Source organism: Fibrobacter sp. (assembly GCF_045131395.1).
Classification (GTDB): Bacteria; Fibrobacterota; Fibrobacteria; order Fibrobacterales; family Fibrobacteraceae; genus Fibrobacter.
Genome location: NZ_JBGUQY010000025.1, coordinates 1 through 2202, shown reverse-complemented (window position 1 = coordinate 2202; position 2202 = coordinate 1). Strand labels below are relative to the sequence as shown.

Annotated in this window: 2 protein-coding genes; both read right to left on the bottom strand. The window is 64.9% G+C overall.

From position 1 onward, the window contains the following. Positions 1 to 246 precede the first annotated feature (246 nt). On the bottom strand, positions 247 to 789 hold the full coding sequence (locus tag ACJMNB_RS08495) for a hypothetical protein (protein WP_405341384.1): 543 nt from the start codon (positions 787 to 789) through the stop codon (positions 247 to 249). After that, a complete protein-coding gene (locus tag ACJMNB_RS08490) occupies positions 732 to 2078 on the bottom strand; it encodes a Druantia anti-phage system protein DruA (protein ID WP_405341381.1) in 1347 nt (448 codons plus the stop codon). The genes ACJMNB_RS08495 and ACJMNB_RS08490 overlap by 58 nt, the downstream gene beginning before the upstream one ends. Positions 2079 to 2202 lie beyond the last annotated feature (124 nt).

Here is a 2202-nt window from a genome sequence, read left to right as displayed (position 1 = left end):
TCATGGAGTTTTCATTTGGCTGACTGCTTCTATCCGATTCCAGCACTGCACTTCGCTGAAACTTTTGCCGCACTGCCAGCCTGATGGTCCGAGAGCGGAGACCTTGCCCACAATCCCGTCCATTCAGCGGTCCAAAGCCCCTCCGCCCATGTCGCGGAGACCCGTCGGGACGCTCCGCGAGCATGACGGACGAGGCTTCGGAGTCGTGCCGAAGCCGCTGGCCGCCAACCGTCCGTCCTCGCTACGTCACTGCAGCCCGCCTTTCATCATGATGCGCACGAGTTTCGCCGGATGCAGGTTGAGGTCGCTTTTCACCTGCTCGGTCGTCCTCCCGGGGCGCCGTGCGCAAATCCACATTCCGAACGACCTCGCCACCATCATCGCCGCCATGACGTTCTCGTCGCAGCGCCGCGTGAACGCGTCCTCGTGGTAGCCGTTGTCGCGCTTGCCGTGGTACGCCTCTACGTACCAGTGCGTACGCACTATCTCCGCGAACCTCTCCGCGCTCTGCGAGTCGGGGTCAAGCGACGAGACGTGGTAGGCAACCTCTTTCGTCGGCTTGCCGAACGCCTTGCGGACGTCCCGCCCGCACTTGTCCTTCTTTCCGGTCTTCCGCGTCTGCCAGACCTCCCGATAGGTGCGGATTATCGTCCGCGCTCCGGGGAAGCCGGCATCCACCGCGTCGACGACGCGGCACACCTTCGTCTCGCGGATCTCCCAGCGTCCCCGGTTCAGTTCTTTTTTTTTGACGAGGACACGAGAGGCCTGATACGGCAGAGCGTCTTGCATTGGTCCATGAGTCCCTGCCGGTTGGCCTTCACCTGCAGGACATAGTCCCCGCCGTTCGCGAGGACCGTGTGCGCGGTGTCGTCCTGGCAGCTCAGCGCGTCCGTGCTCACGATCGCGCCGGAGAGGTCCATTCCGGAGAGCGTGTCTCGCAGGACAGGGTACTCGCACCGTCCCTTCAGCCCCTCCTTCTTCGACGCGGGCGCGACCGCGACCACATCGCCGCTCTCCGCGTCCACGACAGACACGAGCCCCACGACCTCGTCCACGAACTTGCCGTCCGCCGCCAGGTGCCGCGCCAGCTTCCCGTGCTGCGCCGTCATCCACTTCGAGAGGTGCGCCGCGAAGTCCGCCACGTCGAAGTCGTACCGCCCCGCCTTGTCCTTGTGCCGCAGAAGGTGGTAGAACGCGTTGTAGCTGGGGCAGGCGTACTTGCCCCATACCTCGTTCCCGAGCGCGTCCTTCGCCTTCGGGCACCCGAGCTCCTTCAGCTGGGCGTTCGAGAGCCTCCTGGCGAACGCGTGCGCGGCCTTCAGGTCCTTCGCACCCGCCGCGACCGCCATCGTGAAGATCGCCAGAAGCGGACCGATCCCTATGGACTTGTTGCCGCCGCGCGGGTCCTTCACGTGGCACAGCTCCCAGTGCAGGCTCTCGAGCTGCGCCGGCCTGAACGGAAGCACCCCGTCCGCCTTCGAGTGCGCCGCGACGTCGTACTCGTCGGGGAGGGCGTTCGACACGATCAGGTCCCATGCGTCCCTCCTGAACGGCTTCATGAACAGCACCTTCGGCCTGCCGTTCGGGATGTAGAAGTCTCGTGCGTGGTTCACGCGGGAGAACCCCTTGGTCTTCCCGACCTCCTCCCACCCCGCCGCGCGGTAGCACGTCCCCGCCGTGCGCTCGATGTCGCAGAACGTCTCCGCCAGGAGCGGCCTGTACCCCCACTGCCGCTCCCATATCGCGGGGAGTTCGCGCACCGCCATGCCGAGGACGTGCGAGGCGAGGTTCGGTCGCGCCCCCTTCGGCACGAGCTCCGTGTACCTGCGGTTGTTCACCACCAGCTTCAGTCTCGCCGCGCGCATCGCGGGATTCCACCCGATCCGCTCGTCGCGCGCCTTCAGGCAGTAACACGCCGCGGCCCACGTCATCAGTGCCACCGGCCTGCCGTCCTCCTCGAACACCAGCCGCACGAGATCACCCGCCCCGTGGGACTCGCCCATGTAGTGGTATTTCCCCTCAAGCTTGCGGAACCACTCGGTCTCGCCTATCATGCACTGACGCACTGCTATGTTCATCGACACTCCCTGCCCGCCTTGTGGCGCGGCAAGTGTAGTATCTCAAAAATCGGCCAATTTGTCAACAGGGGGCGGAGAATCAGCCCTACATTGGGGTTCGTTCACCTATCTGAAATCGCCGTGC